Here is a 21,574-nt window from a genome sequence, read left to right as displayed (position 1 = left end):
CCCTCTTTTGTTTATAGCTTGATTAATGATCACCATAGCCTACATCGTCCAACTTCCCTTTAAAGACTCTGAACTGGATAATAAAGTAAAGGACCACCAAAATAGCAGCAATTATAAACCAGCCGAGGCCTACAGATAGCCCATATTCATGCGCTGCCACATTATACAACGTAAGCGAGGGATTGACCTGATTGGTGGACGGCAGCATCGTAGGAAACAAGGAAGCAACCGTACTGCCAAAGCTTCCCACGATAAACAAGGTGGAAAACAAAAAGCCTGTTCCATCCTTCTTAAAGCTGCGGATACGGAATAAACTAAACAGCCCGACAGCAGCCATAACCGGGAAGATCCATAACCAGTAATGCGCAAATAGATTATTCAATGCTTGTGGCTTTACATAATGCCAAAGTAAGGCCGAAGCCACAACCAATAGCAATAGCACATAATTCAAGCGATAGATGATGGTTCTTAATCGGGGATTAAGGGTGGAGCTGCTTTTCAAAATGATCCAATTGGCACCGTGAATCGTCAGCGTAACGACAGAGACCAACCCTAGCAGGATGGTAAACCAATCGATGATACCTTGATGCTCGGCAAGTGGGTCGAAGGTCGGATTCCATAGGGGCAGAAAGAAATAATGGGCTTCCTGGGTAGATACGCCATTTTCTACCATACCCAAGTTTACACCTCGTACCACATTGCCTAAGGCCGCTCCGAAGAACAACGCCAAGCAAAGACTGGCAATGCCAAAGGCTTTGTCCCAAAACCGCTCCCATAGCCTATTGTGAATTTGCCCCCGCAGTTCCAATCCAACAGCCCGGAAGATAATAAACCACAGCACCATCATGAGAGGCAGGTAAAACCCACTAAAGGAGGAGGCATATAAGGTAGGAAAAGCAAAGAACAATACACCACCTGCGGCAATTAACCACACTTCGTTGGCATCCCAGAAAGGACCGATGGCATTGGTTACTGCTTTCCTTTCTTGCTCGTCTTTGGCGAAAAACAAATGAACGATACCCGCGCCGAAATCATAGCCATCCAGAACGACATAGATCCCTAGCATACATACTAAAACTATAAACCAAAAGAGTTCCATCGCGTGTTAGTTTAAGGATAATTGAGATTCAGGGCCTTTGCGGATAATCTTTATGACCAGCATCAGGAACAGCAGCCCCAGCAGAAGGTATAAGCCGATAAAGCCCAAGAACGTGAATAGGGTATTTCCGGAAGATACAGTTGGCGAAACGCCATCCACCATGCGCATGAGGTTATAAACTAACCAGGGTTGCCGGCCCAACTCGGCCGTATACCATCCGGCGGTATTGGCGATATAGGGAAATGGAATCAGGAACATCAAGATCCACAGCAACCAATTGCTTTCATACAGTTTCTTACGCCACAACAGAAAGACAGCAATGCCCATTACGGCAATAAAAATGGTGCCCAAGCCGGCCATGATATGGTAGCTATAATACAAGGCTGGTACATTGGTTGGATGCGTAGCCTCATCAAATTCATTTAAGCCTTTAATCTGCGCATCCCAGCGTTGGTAGGTCAGGAAGCTCAGGATATTCGGCACGGCAATTTTATTGTCGAGTTTCTTTTTCTCCATGTCGGGCTGACCGATCAAGACGATTTCTGAGCCTCCATCTTCGGTTTCAAAGATGCCTTCCATGGCGGCAAAGGTTACAGGCTGATACTTAACCACATTCTTGGCCGCCATATCGCCTGTTGGAAATGCCACCAGCACCGAGGCAATAAATCCAAAAATAACCCCCGACTTTACGAAGATCTTCCCGAAAGGTTTGTGGAGGCCACTGAGCAGGTAGAAGGCTCCAACGGCCGCCATAAAGAAAGAACTGGTAATTAAGGAGCCCGCCTGATTATGCAAAAAGGATGGCCATAGCCAAGGGTTATCAAATAGGGCTTTGAAATTATTAAGGACAAACTTCCCGTTCTCCAGGATTTCATAGCCCACCGGATGCTGCATCCAGGAATGGGTGGCAATGATGAGGAATCCACTGGCCCAGGAGCCTATAAACACCATCAGACCGGCCACAAAGTGAAGCTTATGGCCTAATAACTTCTCCCCGAAAATAAACATCCCCAGGAAGGAGGATTCCAGAAAGAATGAGAACATACCTTCCATGGCGAGGGTTTGGCCGATAATGCCGCCCGTGAGTTCGGAGAACTTGGCCCAATTGGTGCCGAATTGAAACTCCATCGGAATGCCCGTTACTACACCCATGGCAAAGTTTAAGGCAAAGATCTTCATCCAGAACTTAGCCGCATCGTTATAATGCAACATATTTGTCCGCAGGAACTTCCATTTGAAATAAACAATCATTAGGGAGAGTCCCATGGTTAACTGGGGGAAGAGGTAATGGAATGTTATGGTAAAGGCAAATTGAAGCCGATTATAGAGAATCATGTCTTCCATAGCAAACATAGGGTTTAATTAATGCTTCCTAAAGCTATGGCCTTTTTGCCTGAATTACAAACCTATAGCGGGATATTACAAGTTTTTATCCGAATAGTACCATGAATTAAAATGATGATAACCTTTAAGAAATATAGCTACTCCTCTTCCAGAAATTTATCGTTGATTTGCTTGTTTGCCTTAGCTCCCAATACCTTTAAGGACTCTACTTTCCGAATTACATTCCCCGATCCATGTGCGAGTTTCTTCATGGCCTCCTCATGCTTAGCACCCGTCCGTTGGATTAAGGTTTGCAGCTGATCCATATCTTCCAGGAATCCTACAAACTTATCGTAGAGTAAGCCGGCCTCTTTGGCAATTTCCAGCACATTTCTATTCTGTCTTTCCTGCTTCCAGATGCTGGCGATAGTGCGTAAAGTGGCTAACAAGGTCGATGGGCTCACAATCACGACCCGCCTGTCCCAAGCATCCGAGAACAGCTCGGGCTTATAGGTTACGGCCAGGCTTAAGGAAGACTCAATGGGGATAAACAGCAAGACGAAGTCCGGCGATTGTATGTTATACAGCGCATGGTAATCCTTTGCGGAGAGGCCCTTCACATGGTTTTCAATAGACTGTATATGCTGTTTAATAAAAAGCATCTTATCTTCTTCAGTATCCGCATTTACGGCACGCTCATAAGCCACGAGGGAAAGCTTAGCATCAACCACCAAGTGCTTCTCATCAGGCAGGTTGATAATGGCATCGGGTTGCAGGCGCTTGCCTTCCGCATCAATAACGGCCGCTTGCAAGCTATACTCTTGGTCTTTCAATAATCCTGATCGCTCTAATACGCGCTCTAGGATAACCTCGCCCCAATTCCCTTGCTTCTTATTATCTCCTTTTAAGGCTTTAGCTAGGTTATTCGCCTCGTCTTTTATCTGCAAGCTTTGCTGCATCAGCTGTTCGACCACACCTTTCAATACATGCCGCTCGGCAGACTCCTGCTGATAAGACTTCTCTACCTTCTCCTCAAACTGCTTAATCTTCTCTTTCAAGGGATCCAGAATCTGATTGATATTCTGCTGATTCTGCTGCGTAAATTTCAGCGTCTTTTCCTCTAATATTTTATTGGCCAATACTTGGAATTCCGTATTAAACTGGCGTTTAATCTGCTCTATTTCCAGTTTTTGATCGGCAAACTTCTCCTGCTGGGCTTGCAGGTAGGCGTTGGTGCCCTCCAAGGTACGTTCTATGGCTTGTCGACTGTCGGTTTCCTGCTTTAGGGCTTGCTGTAGCTGCGCTTTATCCAATTCCAAGAGGCGCTCGCGTTCTTCGGCTTTCCCCAAGGCCAGTTGCCCTTGTTGCCATTGCTGTTGCAGTTGTTCATGCTGCTGTTTAGACACAGCGCGTCCATTTCGCCATAATAAATAGGCACAAGCAATCATTAATAGCAATACCAGCCCTACATACAAACTCTCCATAGCCAAAAAAATCTATTCTAAATGTTATTATTGAAGTTTCTGATGGGTTTTCCACCATAGATCCGGCATTTCTCCGGAAACCGCCAATTGATAATCCTCATAGCGGCAGGGCACTAAATAAAAGCGCTCGTTCACCGATTTAGATCCAAAATAAGGCACCTGCATCCACCAGCGATCAGACTTCTTGCTCTTCACAAAAACCAACTCGTAATCTTCCGCTTCCAATGTTGTTCTGTAAATCATGTAATTGGACTTCGGATACATAGGCGCATCTTTCTTGCGTCCGTAGTAACCATCGATAAAACACCAGATCATCTGGGCAATCAGCATCCCCGTTTGTCCCATCGGATCGAAGGTAGGATTATACTCGTAGAACCCTACGGAGGAGCATTTATCCGACATGCCGGCATACCGCGCCAGCTGACAAGCCTCATCGCCATATAGGCCATTAGGGCCTGCATTGGCATTTCCGCAGGCCTCGGAAGCACGGATAGCACCGATATCAAAGCTTACCAAATCCGCAGAACGGATAATCGGCTCTGCTTGATCTAGCTTACCCGCGAAAGCCCCCAAACGTAGCGCATTAAAGAAAAGCTTATCATACATATTGATGGACTCCTTACTTACCAAATACGTCTGATAAGCAATATTGCTCAGGTTGAAGAGGTAATCAGGCTGATGCAGGATAATATGATTTAAAAAAGTATTGGAGTTTAGGGTCGTTTGCTCGCTGTAATCCTGGTCTAAGTCGAATTTAGCATCTATGATGGCTACATCCACGCGCTGCTCTAGGTTCTCGTAGGCCATATACTGCGCGTAGGTGAGGTCATGCCCACCACCGATTACAATCGGCAGGATATCATGTTTTATTAACTCCTCCATAACCAGTTTTACGGCAATGTAAGTATCCTTAATGGTTGCACCGGCCTTAATATTACCGAGGTCCACCATTTTCACGGGGTAATCACCTTGGTACAGTTCATAGAGATAGCGACGTACTTTATCGGCACCTTTTGCGGCACCCTTATTATTTACTGCGGCCCGGTCTTCTTCAATGCCGATAAAGGCAAGATGGGGTTTATGTTCTTCCTCGAAAATCTCGGGGAAACTATCTTCGTATTTCACGATGCTGTGTCCAAACTGCGAGTTATAATAGTTCACTTCGGGGCCCAGCTCTGCCCTGGAAATGGGGGATAAAAAGTCTGCTAATGTCATATGATACGATGTTGAAGTCAGCAAAGGATGTTATTGCGACTTATTAACAAAGATGCATTTTAAAATCAGACTTTTAGTAGCCTATTTTTTCAACAAAACGTTAGCAAGTTCAATTTTCAGGAATTTAAACGGGGTAATTTCTTCGGATAATGCACGTTTAGGGGGATAAAGGACTTGCATAGGACTTTGCAATAGGTTATCTTTGAATTCAGCAATTTTCAACATTAAGTTTGACGTGATTTTAGTAACAGGAGGCACCGGATTTTTAGGATCAACAGTAATAAAACACCTTATTGACGATGGCCAGAGTGTCATTGCCTTGAAACGTGCAAACTCCATTATTCCTGCGCATCTCAAATCCTCTTCCCTGATTGAATGGGTAGATGCCGACATCACCGATTACTTTAGCTTAGCCGATCTTTTCCCGAAAATAAGTCAGGTTTACCATTGTGCGGCCAAGATTTCTTACCATCCGCAAGATGCTGCAGAAATGTTTCAAACCAATATCGAGGGCACCAAACATATCGTCAATCTGTGTCTATTGCATCAGGTACGGTTGCTACATGTCAGTTCCATTGCGGCCTTAGGCAAGAACAAACAAGGATTGCCGGTGAAGGAAAGCGATAAATGGGAGTTCCATCGCAAGATTTCCAATTACTCCATGGCAAAGTATGAAAGCGAAATGGAAGTATGGCGCGGCATTGTCGAAGGTTTGGACGCTGTTATTGTGAACCCTTCGGTTATTATGGGCGTAGGCCCGGGCGAGTTTGGCTCACGCACGATCTTCGAGCGCGTATTCAAGGGCAACAAGATCTATCCTTTAGGCAGTGTAGGCATTGTGGATGTGGACGATGTAGCCCAGATTATGCTGCAGCTGATGGCCTCCCCTATTTCCGGCGAGCGTTTTATCCTGAATGGAGCGAATATCAGCAATCAAGAGCTTTTAAATAAGATCAGCGAGCTGATGAACAAGCCGAAACCGAATATTGCTGCCAGCAGGGTGGTTTTATCGATGGCTTGGCGATTATCCAAACTGGCCTCCTATCTGAATGGGAAGCGTCCGGCACTGACCAAAGAGACAGCCCGCGCAGCCAACAGCAAACTTATGTACGACAATGGCAAAATCAGCAAGGCCTTGGGCTATACCTTCAAACCGATAGACCATACCTTGGAGGAAGTCATCAACACCTATTACGTTAAAACAAACTAAACCCCTATATTAAACGTGAAAAATTATTATATCATCGACTTCGACAGCACCTTTACTCAGGTGGAGGCACTGGACGAATTAGCACGCATTTCCCTAGAAAACAACCCCAACCGCGAAAAGATTTACGAAGAGATTGAACGCTATACCAACTTAGCGATGGAAGGTAAGATTTCCTTCCGCGAGAGCTTGGCGGGTCGTGTGAAGCTATTGGAAGCGAATCGTGACCATTTGGATAAACTGATTATGCAGTTAAAGAAAAAGGTATCCAAGTCCTTCAGTCGTAATAAAGAATTTTTCAAAGACAATTCCGAAACCGCTTGGATTGTATCCGGCGGATTCAAGGAGTTTATTACGCCGGTTGTTCGTCCCTACCATATCAAAAAAGAGAATATCTACGCCAATACGTTCAAGTTTGATGAGCAAGGCAATATTGTAGGCTACGATGAAAATAACCCCCTTTCGGATGAAGGTGGAAAGGTGAAGCTTTTGAAACAGCTGGATATCCAAGGCCGTATCTTCGGTATTGGCGATGGCTATTCTGATTTCCAATTAAAGGAATCAGGCTTAATCGAGCGTTTTTACGCCTTCACGGAGAACATCGCAAGACAATCTGTAACGGACAAGGCCGATCATATTACCCCGAGCTTTGACGAGTTCTTATATGTGAACGACCTGCCACGTGCCATCTCCTACCCTAAGAACCGCATCCTATGTTTAATTATAGGCGATGTTCCGGAGATTGCCGCTCATATTTTAAAGCGTGATGGCTTCTCCATCCGCATCAAAGATAGCTTTGAAGAAAAGTACACCAAAGATGTGGGTATGATGTTATTAGGACCGGATATCCACATTAGCGACGAGCAATTATCGCGTGCGGATAAATTAAAAACCATTGGCTTTATCGGAGATGCCAAGGGTCATATATCTAAGAGCATTTGCAATGAGAAAGGCATTGTGGTATTTGATGATAAAAAGGCGAAGAAACGGAATGCCGAGTTTATCCCGCGTCGGATGGCCGATTTCATCAACAATGGCGATACCAACCAAAGCCGCAACTTCCCGAACATGCTGTTGCCGCGCTTAACACGTGCGCACCGCTTATTGCACATTCACCGCAACGTACCGGGCATCCTGGCGCAAATCAATAAGGTGTATGCCGAGAACAACATCAATATCTTCTCGCAGTTCCTGATGACCCGTGGGGAAATTGGCTATGCGGTAACAGACATCGATGCCGCTTACGACAAAAACATGCTGAAGCAGTTGAAGCAAATCGACAACACCATAAAATTCCGAATCCTATACAAGTAAAAAAACTTAATAAGCATAAAAAAGGCTCCTAGTGAAAAACTAAGAGCCTTTTTGTTATTCTGTACTTAGTAGCATGATAGAAAAGACTTGTCTAAAAAGCATATGCTAAACTAGAATGACTAAGAATTTAATTTAGTCGATTATTTGCCATAGGCATCACAGAGAGTAAATAACGAAATTATGTAAATCATAGCTTTTTAGACAAGGTCTATTCCAAGCTGTGCTTTGTCTTTTCAACGTGGAACATCGCTTCAAATTGCCTAGCCTAGCAACAATTCTACAATTTGTAGCGGAGGTTATCTTTAGAAATAAAAAGTTTTCCCCGGAGTAAACAGCACTTGAATAGGCACATCCAAGCCATGCACGTCAGTAATGTTTTCTACCGGTTCAAAAAAAGAAAGGCCGAGTCTTTTCACATCGGGACGGCAAGCCGCAAAAAAGCGATCGTAAAACCCCTTGCCATAGCCCACCCTATTTCCCTGTTTATCTACCACCAACAAGGGGGCTAAAACTGCATCAATTTCCGACACCTCCACCTCCTCGGCACCCACAGGCTCCGGAATACCCCAGGCATTCTCTTGCAACTGCCCATCTACCTGCAACTTATAATGGCGCAGTTGATGGCTTTGAAAATCAGATACCGAGCAGAGCAGGGTAAGCTCCGGATACTGCTGCCACAGCCATTTTATAAACGGCCAGGTATTGTATTCTTTAAACTTTTCAATCGGCAGGTAAACATGCAAGGTACGAAGAGCCGACCAATCGTAGGCTTGCAGCTGTTGCAATAGCGCCAGATCCAATTGCTGCAGCTCCGCCGCTGTCAAGGCGTTCCGCTGGGCTTTATACTGATTACGCAGGGTTTGTTTCTCCATGATGATCCAAAAAAAACGGCCTTGAAGCAGAGCGCTATCAAGACCGTATAATCAACCTAAACCTAATATTATTTTACACGTTCGATGTAATCACCGGTACGTGTGTCCACTTTCACTTTATCGCCTTGATTAATAAATAAAGGCACACGGATTTCCACGCCAGTTTCCACGGTTGCATTTTTCAATGCGTTGGTAGAAGTATCTCCTTTTACCGCAGGTTCTGTATAGGTAATTTCCAATTCCACACTGGTAGGTGCTTGCGCCATAATAGCTTCTTCACTTTCAAAGGCTACAATTACGTTCATTCCCTCTTTCAAGAAACGTGCCGTATCGCCGAAAAGAAGTTTCGGAATATTAAATTGCTCGTACGTATCGTTATCCATCACCACAAAGAAATCACCGTCTTCATATAGGTATTGATAGTCATTTGTCTCTACGCGCGCAATTTCAACCTCCTCATCGGTTCTAAATCTATATTCAACCAATTTACCGGTTTTCACATTACGCATTCTTGCTTGATAGAATGCACGTAAGTTTCCAGGAGTACGGTGGATAAATTCCTCAACCGTTACTAACTCACCGTTAAAACGTAGGACATTACCATTCTTTACATCTGAAGCTTTTGCCATAGTCTATAATAATTATTGGTCACAAAAATAAAAAAAGAAAGGCACATTGCCTATTTATAATCCATTATTTCAAGATATTCATTGCAGATGGCATACTCATGTTCTTGATTGGAGCCAATGATGACCAAGCGGTCTTTGCTGCAGGCTTCCAACAGCTGTAGGTACCATTGTTCACCGGCCTTATCCAGGTTACTGGTAGGTTCATCCAGAAACAATAAGGAGCTGGAGGAACAACAGGCCAGCACTAATTTAACCCGCTGTTTCATTCCGGAAGAGAAATAACGGATTTCCTTATCGAGGATATGCTTTTCGAAACCCAACCATTCTTTAATGGCGGTTTCGTCCATACCGGGCAAATACGATTTAAACTGAAAATGAAAGGCGATGAGTTCATTCAAGGTGAATTCCTCAATCAGCTCCACATAGGGAGCAGCCATGCTAATATGCTGATAAATATCTTCTACCGCCAGGGTATTGCCGCCTACCTGGTAGGTTAGCTTTCCCTCACTGGGGGTTAAAGAGCCCATGAGCACCTTTATTAAGGTGGATTTCCCCGATCCGTTAGGGCCCAAGATGGCGTATCGGTTTTGAACGGAAAAGGTATAATCGATATGTCTAAAAATCCATTCTCGATTATACCTTCTACCAATGTCTTGTAAAGTTATATTCAAATAAACAGGTAATTATAGTTACATACTCGATTTGCCTTGTCCAAATCCTTTGACTACACCACGGTTGGATGCTCGCACGAATCCTAAAATTTCATCGCGCAATTCCGTTGCTTCAAATTCAGCTTCCACAATGTCCAATGCTTTCCCCAGGTTACTGTGTTGTACGAATAAAACACGGTAGATGTTCTGGATCTCATTGATCTGCTCATTGCTGTAGCCTCTTCTGCGCAATCCAACGGAGTTGATGCCTGCATAAGAAATTGGCTCGCGCGCCGCTTTGATGTATGGAGGCACATCTTTACGCACCAAGGTACCGCCGGTTACAAAAGCATGCGATCCGATCTTACAAAACTGATGCACGGCCACCATACCAGCAAGCACCACATAATCGCCAACGGTAATATGGCCAGCTAAGGTGCTGGAGTTGGAGAAAATACAGTTATCGCCAATGATACAGTCGTGTGCAATATGGCTATAGGCCTGAATCAAACAGTTCTTGCCGATTACGGTTTTATACCGATCTTTTGTTCCGCGGTTAATGGTTACACACTCGCGGATGGTGGTATTATCACCAATCTCCGCGGTTGTCACCTCGCCTTCAAATTTTAAGTCTTGGGGTTCGCCAGAAATTACAGCGCCCGGAAATATCCGGCAGTTTTTCCCGATCCGTGCGCCATTCATAATGGTCACGTTGGAACCGATCCAAGTGCCTTCACCAATTTCCACATCTTTGTGGATGGTGCTGAAGGGTTCTATTACGACATTCTGGGCTATTTTTGCCTCAGGATGTATGTATGATAAGGGTTGAATCATGTTTACTTACTATTATCCTTTTACCTTCACTATTTGAGCCATCAGCTCTGCCTCGCTAACCACCTTATCACCGACCATTCCAACACCCTTCATCCGTGCAATACCACGACGGATAGGCTCTAATAGCTCACAGCTGAAGATAACGGTATCACCGGGAACAACCTGATTTTTAAAGCGTGCGTTTTCGATTTTTAAAAACAGGGTTAACCAGTTCTCAGGATCAGGCACCGTATTTAACACCAATATACCGCCTGTTTGCGCCATGGCTTCAATTTGCAACACCCCTGGGAACAAGGGTGCGCCTGGGAAATGCCCCATAAACAAGTCCTCGTTCATGGTTACATTTTTCAAACCAATAACATGGGTTTCCGACAGTTCCAAGATCTTATCGATCATCAGGAACGGTTGGCGATGCGGCAAGATGTTCATAATCTGCACCGTATCATATACAGGAGGCGTATTTGGGTCATACACCTTTACGTTTTTCTTATTTTTCTCGCGTTTAATTTGCGCCTTAATGCGTTTGGCAAAGGCCACATTCGCCGCATGCCCCGGACGTGCCGCCATGATATGGCCTTTAATTGGTTTCCCAACCAAGGCTAAATCGCCAATCATATCCAATAGTTTATGACGGGCCGGCTCGTTCTGATGGCGTAGGGAAATATTATTCAAAATACCTTCCTGGGCTACTTGAACACGTTTATGAAATAAATCTTGTAGTTTTTCCAATTCGTTGTCCTCTACTTCTTTATCTACTATAACGATCGCATTGGACAAATCGCCACCCTTAATTAAATTTTGGCTCACCAAGGCTTCCAATTCGTGTAGGAAACAGAAGGTACGAGAAGAGGCAATTTCTTTACTGAACTCATCGATATTGCTGATGGAAGCATGTTGGCTTCCCAATACCGGCGAGTTAAAATCAATCATACAGGTAATGCGGTAGCCATCTACCGGCATCGCCACGATTTCTACCCGATTCTCTGGGTCGTTGTAATGAATATTGTCAGTTACCTCGAAAAAGTCGCGATCTGCATCTTGATCTTGGAATCCTATTTCTTGAATTTTTTCAATGAAAATGGCAGAACTACCATCTAAGATGGGCACTTCCGGGCCATCGATTTCAATTAGCACATTGTCTAATTGCAAGCCTACCAAGGCCGCCATCAAGTGCTCAATGGTACTTACGGAGGCGCCGTTTTGTGAAATCGTTGTTCCACGTGCCGTATTGGTTACATTGTCAGCATCTACATTCACGGTAGGTTGGCCATCAAGATCCACGCGTTTAAATTTATACCAGTGGTTTTCTGGCGCTGGTTTCAACGTAAGGTGCACCTGTTTTCCAGTGTGCAACCCAACGCCTGAAAATTCGACATCGGATTTGATGGTTCTCTGTTTAACGTTCATATCTAACATTAGTGATTTGCGTAATTCGGGTAAAGTTAGCTATTATTTTTATCTTTTAATTGCTTTTCAAGCTCCGCTAAACGGCGTTCCATTTCCGGTAATTTAGAATAAAGCACCTGAGAACGAAGCTCATTATTATATGGAAATGCAGGGCTCCCCCCCCATTTTTTATTTTCTTCTACTAAGGATCTGTTCACCCCCGATTGGGCTTGCACTTGGCTACCTTTGGCAATATGAATATGGCCAACAACACCCACTTGGCCACCTAGCACCACATGCTCGCCGATTTTGGTACTGCCGGATACCCCGGTTTGTGCCGCAATCACCGTATTCCGTCCAATCTCCACGTTATGGGCAATCTGAATCAGGTTATCCAATTTTACACCCGTTTTAATCACGGTAGAACCCATGGTCGCCCGGTCTACAACCGTGTTGGCACCAATCTCTACAGCATCTTCGATAATCACATTCCCGATTTGCGGAATCTTATCATAGGTACCATCTTCTTTTGGCGCAAAGCCAAAACCATCGCTACCGATTACAACGCCGGCATGCAGAATCACAGATTTGCCGATCACACAGTCTTCATAAATTTTAGCACCCGGATAGATAACCGATCCATCGCCAATTTTCACTTGATCGCCGATGTACACCTGCGGATAGATCTTCACGTTATTTCCAATTTGAACGTTCTTCCCGATATAGGTGAAAGCACCGATGTACAAATTCTCGCCAAGGCTGGCCGTTTCATGAATCTGCACACATTCTTCTATCCCTTTGCGGTCGTTCCGCATTTCATGGTACAGCTTTAAGATCTCGGTAAAGGAAGTGTAGGCGTTTTTTACGCGGATAAGCGTCGCTTTCACGGGTTTTTGCAGCACCAATTCCTCATTGACCACAATAATGCCCGCTTCTGATTGGTAAATAAACTGTTCGTATTTTGGATTTGCCAAAAACGTAAGACTCGAAGAACTTGCTTCTTCGATTTTGGAAAGTGTATCTACCATAACGGCAGGATTTCCCTCGACCTTTCCTTGTAATAATGTTGCTATCTGCTCAGCGGTGAATTGCATTCGGTGATTATGTATGTATTAATTGTTAACAAGTAGCTCCGATTGGACATAGCCAATTTCTTTCGGATAGGTTAGCGCATATTTCTCCACGCGTTTAGCCAGGGCCTCGATATTAGATAAGTCGGATGCTTCGGCGATATCGCAGAGGCGTCCATCCTTTTCCAATACCCGGATACTGTTTATCGAGGAATCGTATGCACTGTTCCCAACAACTTGCTCATATAAATAATAGCCCAGATCTGCTTCCTCAATGCCGAATCGCTGCATGATCTTTTCCTTTAATAGCGCCAAATAGGCCTTATCAAACGGCTTATTGCTCATTTCCGTACGGAATAACTCCCGACGGATAATCTTCGAGCACAATAAGCTTAGGATGGGATCTGAATGGTTTGCCCAAATTTTAATGGCCGACATAATGTCGGTATCATCCAGTTGGGTAAACCAAGCTAAGTGCGATTCGTCAAGAAGAAAAGTCTCCTTGCTAATATGATGTTTTAAAAAATGATCTAAGGCCGGCGTGGCAAATAAATTTACCCCTTTGTTGCTCAACTCTTTCGCGCGTGCCAAAGCCTTTATCATCATCTGCTCGGCAGTGATGACGGTTTTATGTAAATAAACCTGCCAGTACATCAGTCGGCGGGCAATTAAAAACTTCTCTACAGAATAGATCCCCTTGCTCTCCACAACCAACTCGTTGTCTTTTACATTCAACATTTTGATGATGCGATCGAAGGAAATCACGCCTTCTGAAACGCCGGTAAAGAAACTATCCCGGTTCAGGTAGTCCATCCGGTCGGTATCCAGTTGGCTCGAAACCAATTGATGTAAGAACTTCCGATGGTATTTATCGTTAAAAATGGTAATGGCCAGGCTCAATCGCCCTTCAAATTCCGCGTTTAACTTCGCCATCAGTAAGGCCGAGATAATCTCGTGCGAAACACCCTCCACCAAGGTATGTTCCAAGGAATGCGAAAAAGGGCCATGCCCCACATCGTGTAATAAAATAGCGGCTAAGGCGGCTTCCTCTTCGGCCTCCGAAATCTGCACGTCCTTTCCACGCAAGGTCTCCACCGCTAAACTCATCAGGTGCATGGCGCCGATAACATGTTGGAACCGGGTGTGCAGGGCACCTGGATATACCAAATGGGTCATACTGACCTGCTTGATATAACGTAAGCGCTGAATAAACGGATGTTGAATCAGGTCATAGATGAATCCGGACGGGATTGTAACAAAACCGTAAACAGGATCATTTATAATTTTTTTCTTATTCAACCGACTAATAACTAGCTGCTTATCAAACCTAAAAACGTATGTTAACTTAATATTTCTAGGCTAAGATACGTGCAAAGATACATAGATGGTACTTAATTAATGTTAAAAAAAAACCAAAAAAAGTCTGTTTTTACCACAATTACCTATATCCTGGTAAATATAATCTATAATCAGCTGAAATGCAGGGAATGGAAGTAGGGCAAACGTTACAAGAAAATAAATAAAACAGCCCGCAAACGGCTAGCAAGGATAGACCTCATGCTTGTTAAGAAATTCCTTACATACGAATTAAATTTTCAATAGCCAGGAATCGCTTTGACGATGATTTTTTAATTTCTCCCTATAATAGCCTACACAATAATGTTAAGCAAGGTTAATATTCCCGATTCACTGAGAAAAAAGCCTTAAATTAGCCCATAGCAATCAACCCTTTTATGCAGAAAATACATATACTTTGGGCCGATGATGAAATTGAGTTCTTAAAACCTCATATTCTCCTGTTGGAACAAAAAGATTATAAAGTTAAAACCGTAAACAATGGTGCCGATGCCGTCGATGCGTTCAAGAATGAACCCTTCGACCTGGTGTTCTTGGATGAAAATATGCCCGGCTTAACCGGCTTGGAGACCCTGAACATCTTAAAATCGATAAACCCTTCCATTCCTACCGTCCTCGTTACTAAAAATGAAGAGGAACATTTGATGGAGGATGCCATAGGCGCTAAGATTGACGATTACCTCATTAAACCAGTCAATCCGAAGCAGATCCTGATGACCATCAAAAAGTTTACGGAGAATAAACGCTTAATCAGCGAGCGTACGTCCATGGCCTACCAACAGGATTTCCGACAGTTGGGTATGCGCATGAACGACGACCTGAACTACAGCGAATGGGTGGAGGCCTATAAAAAATTGCTCTATTGGGAGCTTTCCTTGGAAAAACTGGAAGACGCCGGCATGCATGAAATCCTAACCATGCAGAAATCGGACGCCAACCTGTTGTTTTCCAAATTTATCGAGAAAAACTACCTCAACTGGATGAAAAATCCGGAAGAAGGCCCTATCCTATCGCATCAGCTCTTTAAAAAGAAGGTTTTCCCAAAATTAGATCCGGAGAAACCTACCTTCTTCTTTTTGATCGATAACCTACGCTACGACCAGTGGAAGATCATCAACGAGGTGATCTCCGACTATTACCGCGTGGAAGAAGAAGACAGCTATTACAGTATTCTGCCAACGGCAACCCAATATGCGCGGAACGCCATTTTCTCGGGACTTACCCCCCTGGAAATGGAGAAACGCTTTCCTAAAGAATGGCAAAATGATGAAGAAGAGGGCGGCAAAAACCTCTATGAAGACGTATTCTTAGCCGACCAGATCAAACGCCTCTACCGCCGCGACATCAAGCACAGCTATACCAAGGTGATTACCCTGGAGCAGGGCCGCGATGTATTGGAGAATATCAACAAGCATATGCAAATCGACCTGAACGTATTTGTCTATAACTTTGTGGATATGCTTTCCCATGCCCGTACCGACATGGCCATGATCCGCGAACTGGCGAATGATGAAGCCGCCTACCGCAGCTTAACCCTCTCCTGGTTCGAGCACTCCCCGCTATTGGAGGTATTGAAGTGGTTATCGCAGCGTAATGTCCGCGTCATCATCAGTACCGACCACGGCACCATCCGCGTCCGCAAACCCAGCAAGATTATCGGCGACAGAAATACCAATACCAACCTGCGCTATAAACAAGGTAAAAACCTCAACTTTATCGATAAGGATGTGTTTATCATCAAAAACCCACTGGAAGCACAGCTGCCAAGGGTGCACGTAAGCTCGACATTCGTATTCGCGAAGGAAGATACTTATTTTGTGTATCCTAATAACTACAACCATTTTGTGAATTACTTCAGCGGCACGTTTCAGCATGGCGGCGTTTCATTGGAGGAAATGATTATTCCTTTTATTACGTATAGCCCGAAGTAGGGCTTAGTATTTAGTATTTAGTAGTTAGTAGTTAGACCGTTTTGGGAGGAGAAGAATGGAAGTGCTGTCTTAGTGCTGTCATCGTGCTGTCATCGTGATCGGAGTCGAACGACTGGTACGTCAGTGCAATAATAAATGTTTAATTAGTTCATTACCAATGATTTAAGCACTGGTGATTGTATTGACGTACCAATGGTTCGACTCCGCTCACCATGACATCCCTCGCCACAATGCGGTACAAGCGTGCCGCAGTTTATTAGCAAAGTGTGCCGTAGTTTGCTAGCATAGCGTACCGTAGTTTATAAGCAAAGCTTAACAAACAATGCCACTCCATGTCATCACCTTCCAATAAATTTTGCAAACCTTTTACCCTCCCACGATGGCAGCACAGGCCACTACGCAATACAAAGCGGTCTAACTACTAACTACTCCATACTAAATACTATTCTCCCCCCTTTCTCACCCCTTTCTCACCCGTATCAATCCCCTTTGCAAAGGGCTAAACAAGGGAAGTGAAAAGGCGCTAAAAATACCTTCCAATGCAAATAAGCAAAAGCAATTCAACAGAAACCATTGCCTTGTTTTTTCCTCATTAGAAATCCTTATTTTTGGGCATGGAATATCAGGTAAACAGTTTAGAGGAGCTGCCGGCAGCGGCGGCATGGTTATTATCGGCGAAGCCGGAGGCTCGGATTTTTCTTTTTCAGGGAGCCATGGGCGCTGGCAAGACCACGTTTATCAAGGCGCTATGTGCGCAGTTGGGTGTTGTTGATAGCACCTCAAGCCCTACCTTTTCCATTGTCAATGAATACCATGCCCCCAATGGGCCGGTTTATCATTTCGATTTCTACCGCTTGAAAGATGAACAGGAAGCCTTAGACCTGGGCTATGAGGAGTATTTCTACTCGGGCAACTACTGTTTTGTGGAATGGCCGGAGAAAATTCCAAGCTTATTACCGGAGGAAGCTGAAATTATCCAAATACATTTGACTGAAAATCAGGGCCGCAGCATAAAAATCATTTAATTTTCTTTTTCGGTGCAACCTCGCGGAACCTTCCGGCGTCTTACCTATAAAACCGAAACAATTGGAACCAGGAAAAGTATTACATATTTGGGATCGCTGTAAACAGAACGATCGAAAAGCACAAGCTGAATTGTATCAGCTGTACGCTTCCAAAATGTATGCTGTTTGCCTCCGATATGCTCGGGACAACTTTGAAGCCGAAGATATGCTTCAACAAGGATTTATAAAAGTATTTAATAAGGGTGCCCAATTTGAAGGCACCGGCGTTCTGGAAGGATGGATCCGACGGATTATGGTAAACACGGCCATTGAGACCTACCGTAGACATAAAATAACCTTTGTTTCTGTGGAGTCTGAAGCCGCCGTCAGCACCGCTGACAGCAGCCATTTTTCCCTAGGTCATATGGACTACAAAGACCTGTTAAAATTAGTGCAGGAATTGCCCATCGGCTACCGTACGGTATTTAACTTATATGCCATTGAGGGCTATAGCCATCGGGAGATTGCCGAGATGTTGAACATTTCAGAGGGCAATTCGAAGTCACAATTATCGAGAGCCCGTGCTTGGCTTCGAGAACGCATTTTAAAAATGGAGGAATTAGGCATATGAAAGATCAAGAAATAGACGATCTCTTTGCTAAGGGGTTGAAGGACGCGGAGAGCCCTGCGCCGGCTGGCTTATGGGCGAAAATAGAAGCTGAACTTCCGCCAACGGAAGCAACAGCGAAGAAGCCGCTGGTTTTGTGGCGTTATTTTGCTGCCGCAGCCGTGTTATTGTTGTGTTTGGGCATTGGCTTCCGCTTCTTTGATGCCGCCGACCCTAACCTGCAAGCAGAAGGCAAAGCAAAACTTGCTCAGGCGGAAGTAACCGAACCGGCGATATCGACCCCTCCACAGGAAGCTCCTGTTGCAGCTGCAGCATTGAAGCCGGATGTTCCACAGGAAACGACAGTCAAAAAGAAAACAGCAGCAAGCAAGCCGGGTATCGTACAGCTGGCCAAGCAGGAAAGCAAACCTGAAGTTACCCCTGCTGCCCTTGCACAGGTGGAAACCCCTAGGATAAACCATACCGCGCCTTTGGAAGCCGTGCTGGTGTTGTTGGATATTACTCCGGAAGAAAGCTTAAATTCGACTACAGCAGCAGCTATGGCGGAGGTGAAACCCATACAGCCACTCGTTAATATTATTGAAAACGAAGAGCTGATGTATGCCCAACAGGCGAAGGAAGAGAAAAAACCGCGGCAAAGTCTATTGACCAAGGTGTTAAATGGCATTGCCGGAAACATCAACCTTGGACCAAGCGATGTGCAGTTTAGCAACGATGAAGAAGGAAATATCCGCATTGATTTAACAAAAAGTTTAGCACGTAATAGAAGATAATACATGAAATTAAAAATGAACCTTTTTGCTGCCCTGCTCCTATGTTTAGGCATGCAGGTAGCTCAAGCCCAAATCAGCATCAAAACCGAGGCTAGCACAGACTCTACCGATAAAAAGAAAAGTGCAAGCATCGACATCAACATCGGCAAAGATGATGAAACCGAAGCCAAGAAGATCCGCTACCCGCGGTCCTTCGGCGGAATTACCTTCACCCGGGTGGATTGGGGTTTCTCCAGATTGGTAGATGACGGTAGTTTTACCCTATCGGAAGGGAACAAATTATTGGATTATAAGAAGGCTTCGAATTTCGGCTTTGACGTGGCCCAGTTTGGTGTACGCTTTAGCGATGTGTTCAAAGTCTATGCTTCGGCCGGTTTCGAGTGGAACTACCTGCGCCTGGAACACAATGTGCTACTGCAACAAGATGTAACGCCTTTAACTTTTGAGCCTTTAGACGATGATTCAGGCTATAAGAAGAACATTTTCACGTCTACTTACCTGCGCCTGCCCTTGACTTTTGAGCTGCGTAGCCATCAATTAGCCAATGGGAAACGCTTAAAATTTGCCTTCGGTGCGATGACTGGTGTTTTGCTGAAAGGTACCCAGCGCTTGAAAAGCAAGGAATTTGGCAAGCAGAAATATAAAGACACCTATAATTTAGAGACCTTTCAATACGGTGGTTTTGCCCGTATTGGCTATGATAACTTCGGCTTGTTTGCCAAATATTATATGAACGATATGTTTGAAAAAAGCCCCGATCAAAAAGGTTTAAGGAACCTTGCCTTCGGCTTGACGCTTGGTTTTTAATAGCAAATTCAAAATCTAAAACGTACTTTTGTGTCGGGTTGCATAAGCCCGACATTTTTTTTATGAGTCAGAAAGCTACTTCTTGTCAATACGTTTTTTCCGATGTTCAACAACCTAACCTCCCCCTTATTCATGGGCAGGATGTGTCCTGCATATTTGAAGGCAAGGAAGCCGTTGTGGCGCTGAACAAGGTGAACTTTGGCATTGAGGAAGGAAAAATAACGGCTATTATTGGCGAGTCTGGATCGGGAAAGAGCACCTTGCTACGGATTATCTACGGCCTATTGGAGCCTGCCAGTGGCGAGGTTCGCTATCGTGGCTGGTTAGTGCCAACCAGAAAAGATAAACTGATTCCGGGTCACGACGCCATGAAGCTGGTTTCTCAAGGGTTCGACGACTTAAACCTCTACGCCAAAGTTTGGGATAATGTAGCCTCCCAATTGCCCAATACAGACCTGGAGCGTAAAAGACTAAAAACGGAAGCCGTATTAGCCAAATTGCGGATTGACCATTTAGCGCAAAAACGTGTGGCCGACCTAAGTGGAGGTGAAAAACAACGCGTCGCCATTTGCCGGGCCTTGATTAACGATCCGGAAGTATTGCTGATGGATGAACCTTTTAATCAGGTGGACGCGGCCTTTCGTGACGATTTACAACAAGATATTCAGCAGATTGTGGCGGAGACCGGCTTAACGGTTTTACTGGTATCGCATGACCCTGCGGAAGTGTTGGCGATGGCAGATTACCTCATTGTGATGAAAAATGGTCTTATTGTAGACCAAGGGAATCCACATGATTTATATTACCGGCCAAAGAATCCTTATACCGCGCGTTTATTAGCGAAAAGCAATGTCCTTACGCCGGAACAAGCGGCCGTTTTAAAGTTGGAATCGCAACAGCTCATTGCCATCCACCAGGAGTTTGTGCACTGGCAAGAAGCCGAAGATGGGGCCTTTTGGATTAAGGATTTCCGTTTCCGTGGCATGTTTACGGAAGTAATTCTGGGTAATGCGCAATTGACCCTGCATGCGTTGCAGTATCCGGCGGCAGAGGTCAAAAAAAATACGAGAATTGACATTCTCGTATCTGCTGTACATTATTTTGAAGCCTAGGCTTTATTCCGCTAAAATTTACTGACCTGATTCAGCCAGTTTAACATAGCCTCAAACCAATCGCGCTTATCGGTTTTATTATACATCCCGAAGCCATGCCCCCCTTCTTCATAGGTAAAGATCGTATTCTCCACCTTATTTTTCTTTAAGGCCTCCTGATAACGATAGGAGTTTTCAATAGGCACTCCTTTATCGTCTTTGGCACTCATTAAAAAGGTTGGCGGCGTATTTTCATCCACCTGCAATTCGGTAGAGAATAGGCTTAAGTCTTCCTCTTTAAAATCGGGGCCTATTAACTTGGTCTTAGAACCCTTGTGGGTAATGGCCTCATCCATGGATATCACCGGGTAGCATAATACCGAGAAACTAGGCCTTAAATTGGTATCCTTTAAGGCTTGGGTTTGGGGCTTATCATATAAGGTTGATAAGCTGGAAGCTAAGTGTCCACCTGCCGAAAAGCCCATGACCACCACCCTTTTCCCTGGATTTTCTCTTTTTATGGTGCGTATGGCATATTGCGCATCTTGCAAAGGACCAAAGCGTTTATCTTTCATGGTTTCCACCTTGGGCAGGCGATAGAACAACACGTAGGCATCATAGCCTAAACCATTTAAGCGGTTGGCCACATCATGGCCTTCATGGTTGATGGCCACATTGGCATATCCACCACCGGGGATAATAAGAAAGACAAAATCTTTATCGCCTTTTTCTGCGGCATGCACATACAATTTCGGAATATCCACTTCCGCCAGTTCCGCAGTGGGATGGGTAGCCCCGGGAATGATCTTCCCTTCATACAAAGGTTTCATTTCGCCTACATCTTGGGCAAATGCCGTACTCGATACTAGCATAGTAAGAATAAAAAATACGTTTTTCATGG

20 protein-coding genes are annotated in these 21,574 nt (G+C 44.6%); 8 read left to right on the top strand and 12 right to left on the bottom strand.

Annotated elements, in window-relative coordinates; translation table 11 throughout:
- Nucleotides 1-22: 22 nt before the first annotated feature.
- From cydB to GQF63_RS13335, 4 genes are all read right to left on the bottom strand, one after another.
- Nucleotides 23-1,099, bottom strand: a complete 1,077-nt coding sequence (gene cydB, locus GQF63_RS13350) for a cytochrome d ubiquinol oxidase subunit II (protein ID WP_160369740.1) — start codon at nucleotides 1,097-1,099, stop codon at nucleotides 23-25.
- 6 nt (nucleotides 1,100-1,105) lie between these two features.
- On the bottom strand, nucleotides 1,106-2,443 hold the full coding sequence (locus GQF63_RS13345; RefSeq protein ID WP_160369739.1) for a cytochrome ubiquinol oxidase subunit I: 1,338 nt from the start codon (nucleotides 2,441-2,443) through the stop codon (nucleotides 1,106-1,108).
- 137 nt (nucleotides 2,444-2,580) lie between these two features.
- Entirely contained in the window at nucleotides 2,581-3,906 is a 1,326-nt protein-coding gene (locus GQF63_RS13340; protein ID WP_160369738.1) for a DNA recombination protein RmuC, read from the bottom strand.
- 27 nt (nucleotides 3,907-3,933) lie between these two features.
- Nucleotides 3,934-5,121, bottom strand: coding sequence for a formimidoylglutamase (locus GQF63_RS13335; RefSeq protein ID WP_160369737.1), 1,188 nt, complete (start codon nucleotides 5,119-5,121; stop codon nucleotides 3,934-3,936).
- A 202-nt stretch (nucleotides 5,122-5,323) separates the two neighbouring features.
- Between GQF63_RS13335 and GQF63_RS13330 the strand changes: the two genes are divergently transcribed.
- Nucleotides 5,324-6,331: an NAD-dependent epimerase/dehydratase family protein gene (locus tag GQF63_RS13330; RefSeq protein WP_212592579.1), complete on the top strand. Its 1,008-nt coding sequence runs from the start codon at nucleotides 5,324-5,326 to the stop codon at nucleotides 6,329-6,331.
- 15 nt (nucleotides 6,332-6,346) lie between these two features.
- Complete coding sequence (locus tag GQF63_RS13325; RefSeq protein ID WP_160369736.1) at nucleotides 6,347-7,642, top strand: HAD-IB family phosphatase; 1,296 nt, start codon at nucleotides 6,347-6,349, stop codon at nucleotides 7,640-7,642.
- A 302-nt stretch (nucleotides 7,643-7,944) separates the two neighbouring features.
- Here the strand turns inward: GQF63_RS13325 and GQF63_RS13320 are convergent, their stop codons facing one another.
- From GQF63_RS13320 to GQF63_RS13290, 7 genes are all read right to left on the bottom strand, one after another.
- Nucleotides 7,945-8,514: a 5-formyltetrahydrofolate cyclo-ligase gene (locus GQF63_RS13320; RefSeq protein ID WP_160369735.1), complete on the bottom strand. Its 570-nt coding sequence runs from the start codon at nucleotides 8,512-8,514 to the stop codon at nucleotides 7,945-7,947.
- 68 nt (nucleotides 8,515-8,582) lie between these two features.
- The gene (efp, locus tag GQF63_RS13315; RefSeq protein WP_160369734.1) at nucleotides 8,583-9,143 is read right to left on the bottom strand and encodes an elongation factor P; all 561 of its coding nucleotides are present in this window, start codon (nucleotides 9,141-9,143) and stop codon (nucleotides 8,583-8,585) included.
- Nucleotides 9,144-9,193: 50 nt separating this feature from the next.
- On the bottom strand, nucleotides 9,194-9,814 hold the full coding sequence (locus GQF63_RS13310) for an ABC transporter ATP-binding protein (RefSeq protein ID WP_160369733.1): 621 nt from the start codon (nucleotides 9,812-9,814) through the stop codon (nucleotides 9,194-9,196).
- Nucleotides 9,815-9,832: 18 nt separating this feature from the next.
- The gene (gene lpxA / locus GQF63_RS13305) at nucleotides 9,833-10,627 is read right to left on the bottom strand and encodes an acyl-ACP--UDP-N-acetylglucosamine O-acyltransferase (protein ID WP_160369732.1); all 795 of its coding nucleotides are present in this window, start codon (nucleotides 10,625-10,627) and stop codon (nucleotides 9,833-9,835) included.
- Nucleotides 10,628-10,639: 12 nt separating this feature from the next.
- A complete protein-coding gene (locus tag GQF63_RS13300) occupies nucleotides 10,640-12,034 on the bottom strand; it encodes a bifunctional UDP-3-O-[3-hydroxymyristoyl] N-acetylglucosamine deacetylase/3-hydroxyacyl-ACP dehydratase (protein WP_212592578.1) in 1,395 nt (464 codons plus the stop codon).
- A gap of 35 nt (nucleotides 12,035-12,069) precedes the next feature.
- Nucleotides 12,070-13,107, bottom strand: coding sequence for a UDP-3-O-(3-hydroxymyristoyl)glucosamine N-acyltransferase (gene lpxD, locus GQF63_RS13295; protein WP_160369730.1), 1,038 nt, complete (start codon nucleotides 13,105-13,107; stop codon nucleotides 12,070-12,072).
- Nucleotides 13,108-13,125: 18 nt separating this feature from the next.
- Nucleotides 13,126-14,382 (bottom strand): HD domain-containing protein, encoded by a 1,257-nt coding sequence (locus tag GQF63_RS13290; RefSeq protein ID WP_160369729.1) that lies wholly within the window; start codon nucleotides 14,380-14,382, stop codon nucleotides 13,126-13,128.
- Between the two features lie 434 nt (nucleotides 14,383-14,816).
- Here GQF63_RS13290 and porX point away from each other — a divergent pair, with 434 nt between their 5' ends.
- The 6 genes from porX (at nucleotide 14,817) to GQF63_RS13260 (ending at nucleotide 20,694) form a co-directional block, all read left to right on the top strand.
- The gene (gene porX / locus GQF63_RS13285; RefSeq protein WP_160369728.1) at nucleotides 14,817-16,370 is read left to right on the top strand and encodes a T9SS response regulator signal transducer PorX; all 1,554 of its coding nucleotides are present in this window, start codon (nucleotides 14,817-14,819) and stop codon (nucleotides 16,368-16,370) included.
- 614 nt (nucleotides 16,371-16,984) lie between these two features.
- A complete protein-coding gene (gene tsaE / locus GQF63_RS13280) occupies nucleotides 16,985-17,395 on the top strand; it encodes a tRNA (adenosine(37)-N6)-threonylcarbamoyltransferase complex ATPase subunit type 1 TsaE (RefSeq protein WP_160369727.1) in 411 nt (136 codons plus the stop codon).
- Between the two features lie 61 nt (nucleotides 17,396-17,456).
- Nucleotides 17,457-18,005 (top strand): RNA polymerase sigma factor, encoded by a 549-nt coding sequence (locus GQF63_RS13275; RefSeq protein ID WP_160369726.1) that lies wholly within the window; start codon nucleotides 17,457-17,459, stop codon nucleotides 18,003-18,005.
- Complete coding sequence (locus tag GQF63_RS13270; RefSeq protein ID WP_160369725.1) at nucleotides 18,002-18,775, top strand: hypothetical protein; 774 nt, start codon at nucleotides 18,002-18,004, stop codon at nucleotides 18,773-18,775. Before GQF63_RS13275 ends, GQF63_RS13270 begins: the two co-directional genes overlap by 4 nt.
- 3 nt (nucleotides 18,776-18,778) lie before the next feature.
- Nucleotides 18,779-19,582 (top strand): outer membrane beta-barrel protein, encoded by an 804-nt coding sequence (locus GQF63_RS13265; protein ID WP_246163532.1) that lies wholly within the window; start codon nucleotides 18,779-18,781, stop codon nucleotides 19,580-19,582.
- A gap of 62 nt (nucleotides 19,583-19,644) precedes the next feature.
- A complete protein-coding gene (locus GQF63_RS13260) occupies nucleotides 19,645-20,694 on the top strand; it encodes an ABC transporter ATP-binding protein (RefSeq protein ID WP_160369724.1) in 1,050 nt (349 codons plus the stop codon).
- Between the two features lie 11 nt (nucleotides 20,695-20,705).
- Here the strand turns inward: GQF63_RS13260 and GQF63_RS13255 are convergent, their stop codons facing one another.
- On the bottom strand, nucleotides 20,706-21,572 hold the full coding sequence (locus GQF63_RS13255; RefSeq protein ID WP_160369723.1) for an alpha/beta hydrolase: 867 nt from the start codon (nucleotides 21,570-21,572) through the stop codon (nucleotides 20,706-20,708).
- Between the last annotated feature and the right edge of the window lie 2 nt (nucleotides 21,573-21,574).

The organism is Sphingobacterium humi, assembly GCF_009768885.1.
GTDB classification, from domain to species: Bacteria; Bacteroidota; Bacteroidia; order Sphingobacteriales; family Sphingobacteriaceae; genus Sphingobacterium; species Sphingobacterium humi.
Note: the sequence above shows the minus strand (reverse complement) of the source record. Positions and strands in the feature narration are given on the sequence as shown.

Excerpts from the sequence above, each read along its gene's own strand:
- GQF63_RS13255 (WP_160369723.1), bottom strand. The coding sequence starts at position 21,572 with ATGAAAAACGTATTTTTTATTCTTACTATGCTAGTATCGAGTACGGCA.
- lpxD (WP_160369730.1), bottom strand. The coding sequence starts at position 13,107 with ATGCAATTCACCGCTGAGCAGATAGCAACATTATTACAAGGAAAGGTC.
- GQF63_RS13345 (WP_160369739.1), bottom strand. The coding sequence starts at position 2,443 with ATGGAAGACATGATTCTCTATAATCGGCTTCAATTTGCCTTTACCATA.
- efp (WP_160369734.1), bottom strand. The coding sequence starts at position 9,143 with ATGGCAAAAGCTTCAGATGTAAAGAATGGTAATGTCCTACGTTTTAAC.
- GQF63_RS13340 (WP_160369738.1), bottom strand. The coding sequence starts at position 3,906 with ATGGAGAGTTTGTATGTAGGGCTGGTATTGCTATTAATGATTGCTTGT.
- GQF63_RS13300 (WP_212592578.1), bottom strand. The coding sequence starts at position 12,034 with ATGAACGTTAAACAGAGAACCATCAAATCCGATGTCGAATTTTCAGGC.
- GQF63_RS13335 (WP_160369737.1), bottom strand. The coding sequence starts at position 5,121 with ATGACATTAGCAGACTTTTTATCCCCCATTTCCAGGGCAGAGCTGGGC.
- lpxA (WP_160369732.1), bottom strand. The coding sequence starts at position 10,627 with ATGATTCAACCCTTATCATACATACATCCTGAGGCAAAAATAGCCCAG.
- GQF63_RS13265 (WP_246163532.1), top strand. The coding sequence starts at position 18,779 with ATGAAATTAAAAATGAACCTTTTTGCTGCCCTGCTCCTATGTTTAGGC.
- porX (WP_160369728.1), top strand. The coding sequence starts at position 14,817 with ATGCAGAAAATACATATACTTTGGGCCGATGATGAAATTGAGTTCTTA.
- GQF63_RS13260 (WP_160369724.1), top strand. The coding sequence starts at position 19,645 with ATGAGTCAGAAAGCTACTTCTTGTCAATACGTTTTTTCCGATGTTCAA.
- tsaE (WP_160369727.1), top strand. The coding sequence starts at position 16,985 with ATGGAATATCAGGTAAACAGTTTAGAGGAGCTGCCGGCAGCGGCGGCA.
- cydB (WP_160369740.1), bottom strand. The coding sequence starts at position 1,099 with ATGGAACTCTTTTGGTTTATAGTTTTAGTATGTATGCTAGGGATCTAT.
- GQF63_RS13270 (WP_160369725.1), top strand. The coding sequence starts at position 18,002 with ATGAAAGATCAAGAAATAGACGATCTCTTTGCTAAGGGGTTGAAGGAC.
- GQF63_RS13320 (WP_160369735.1), bottom strand. The coding sequence starts at position 8,514 with ATGGAGAAACAAACCCTGCGTAATCAGTATAAAGCCCAGCGGAACGCC.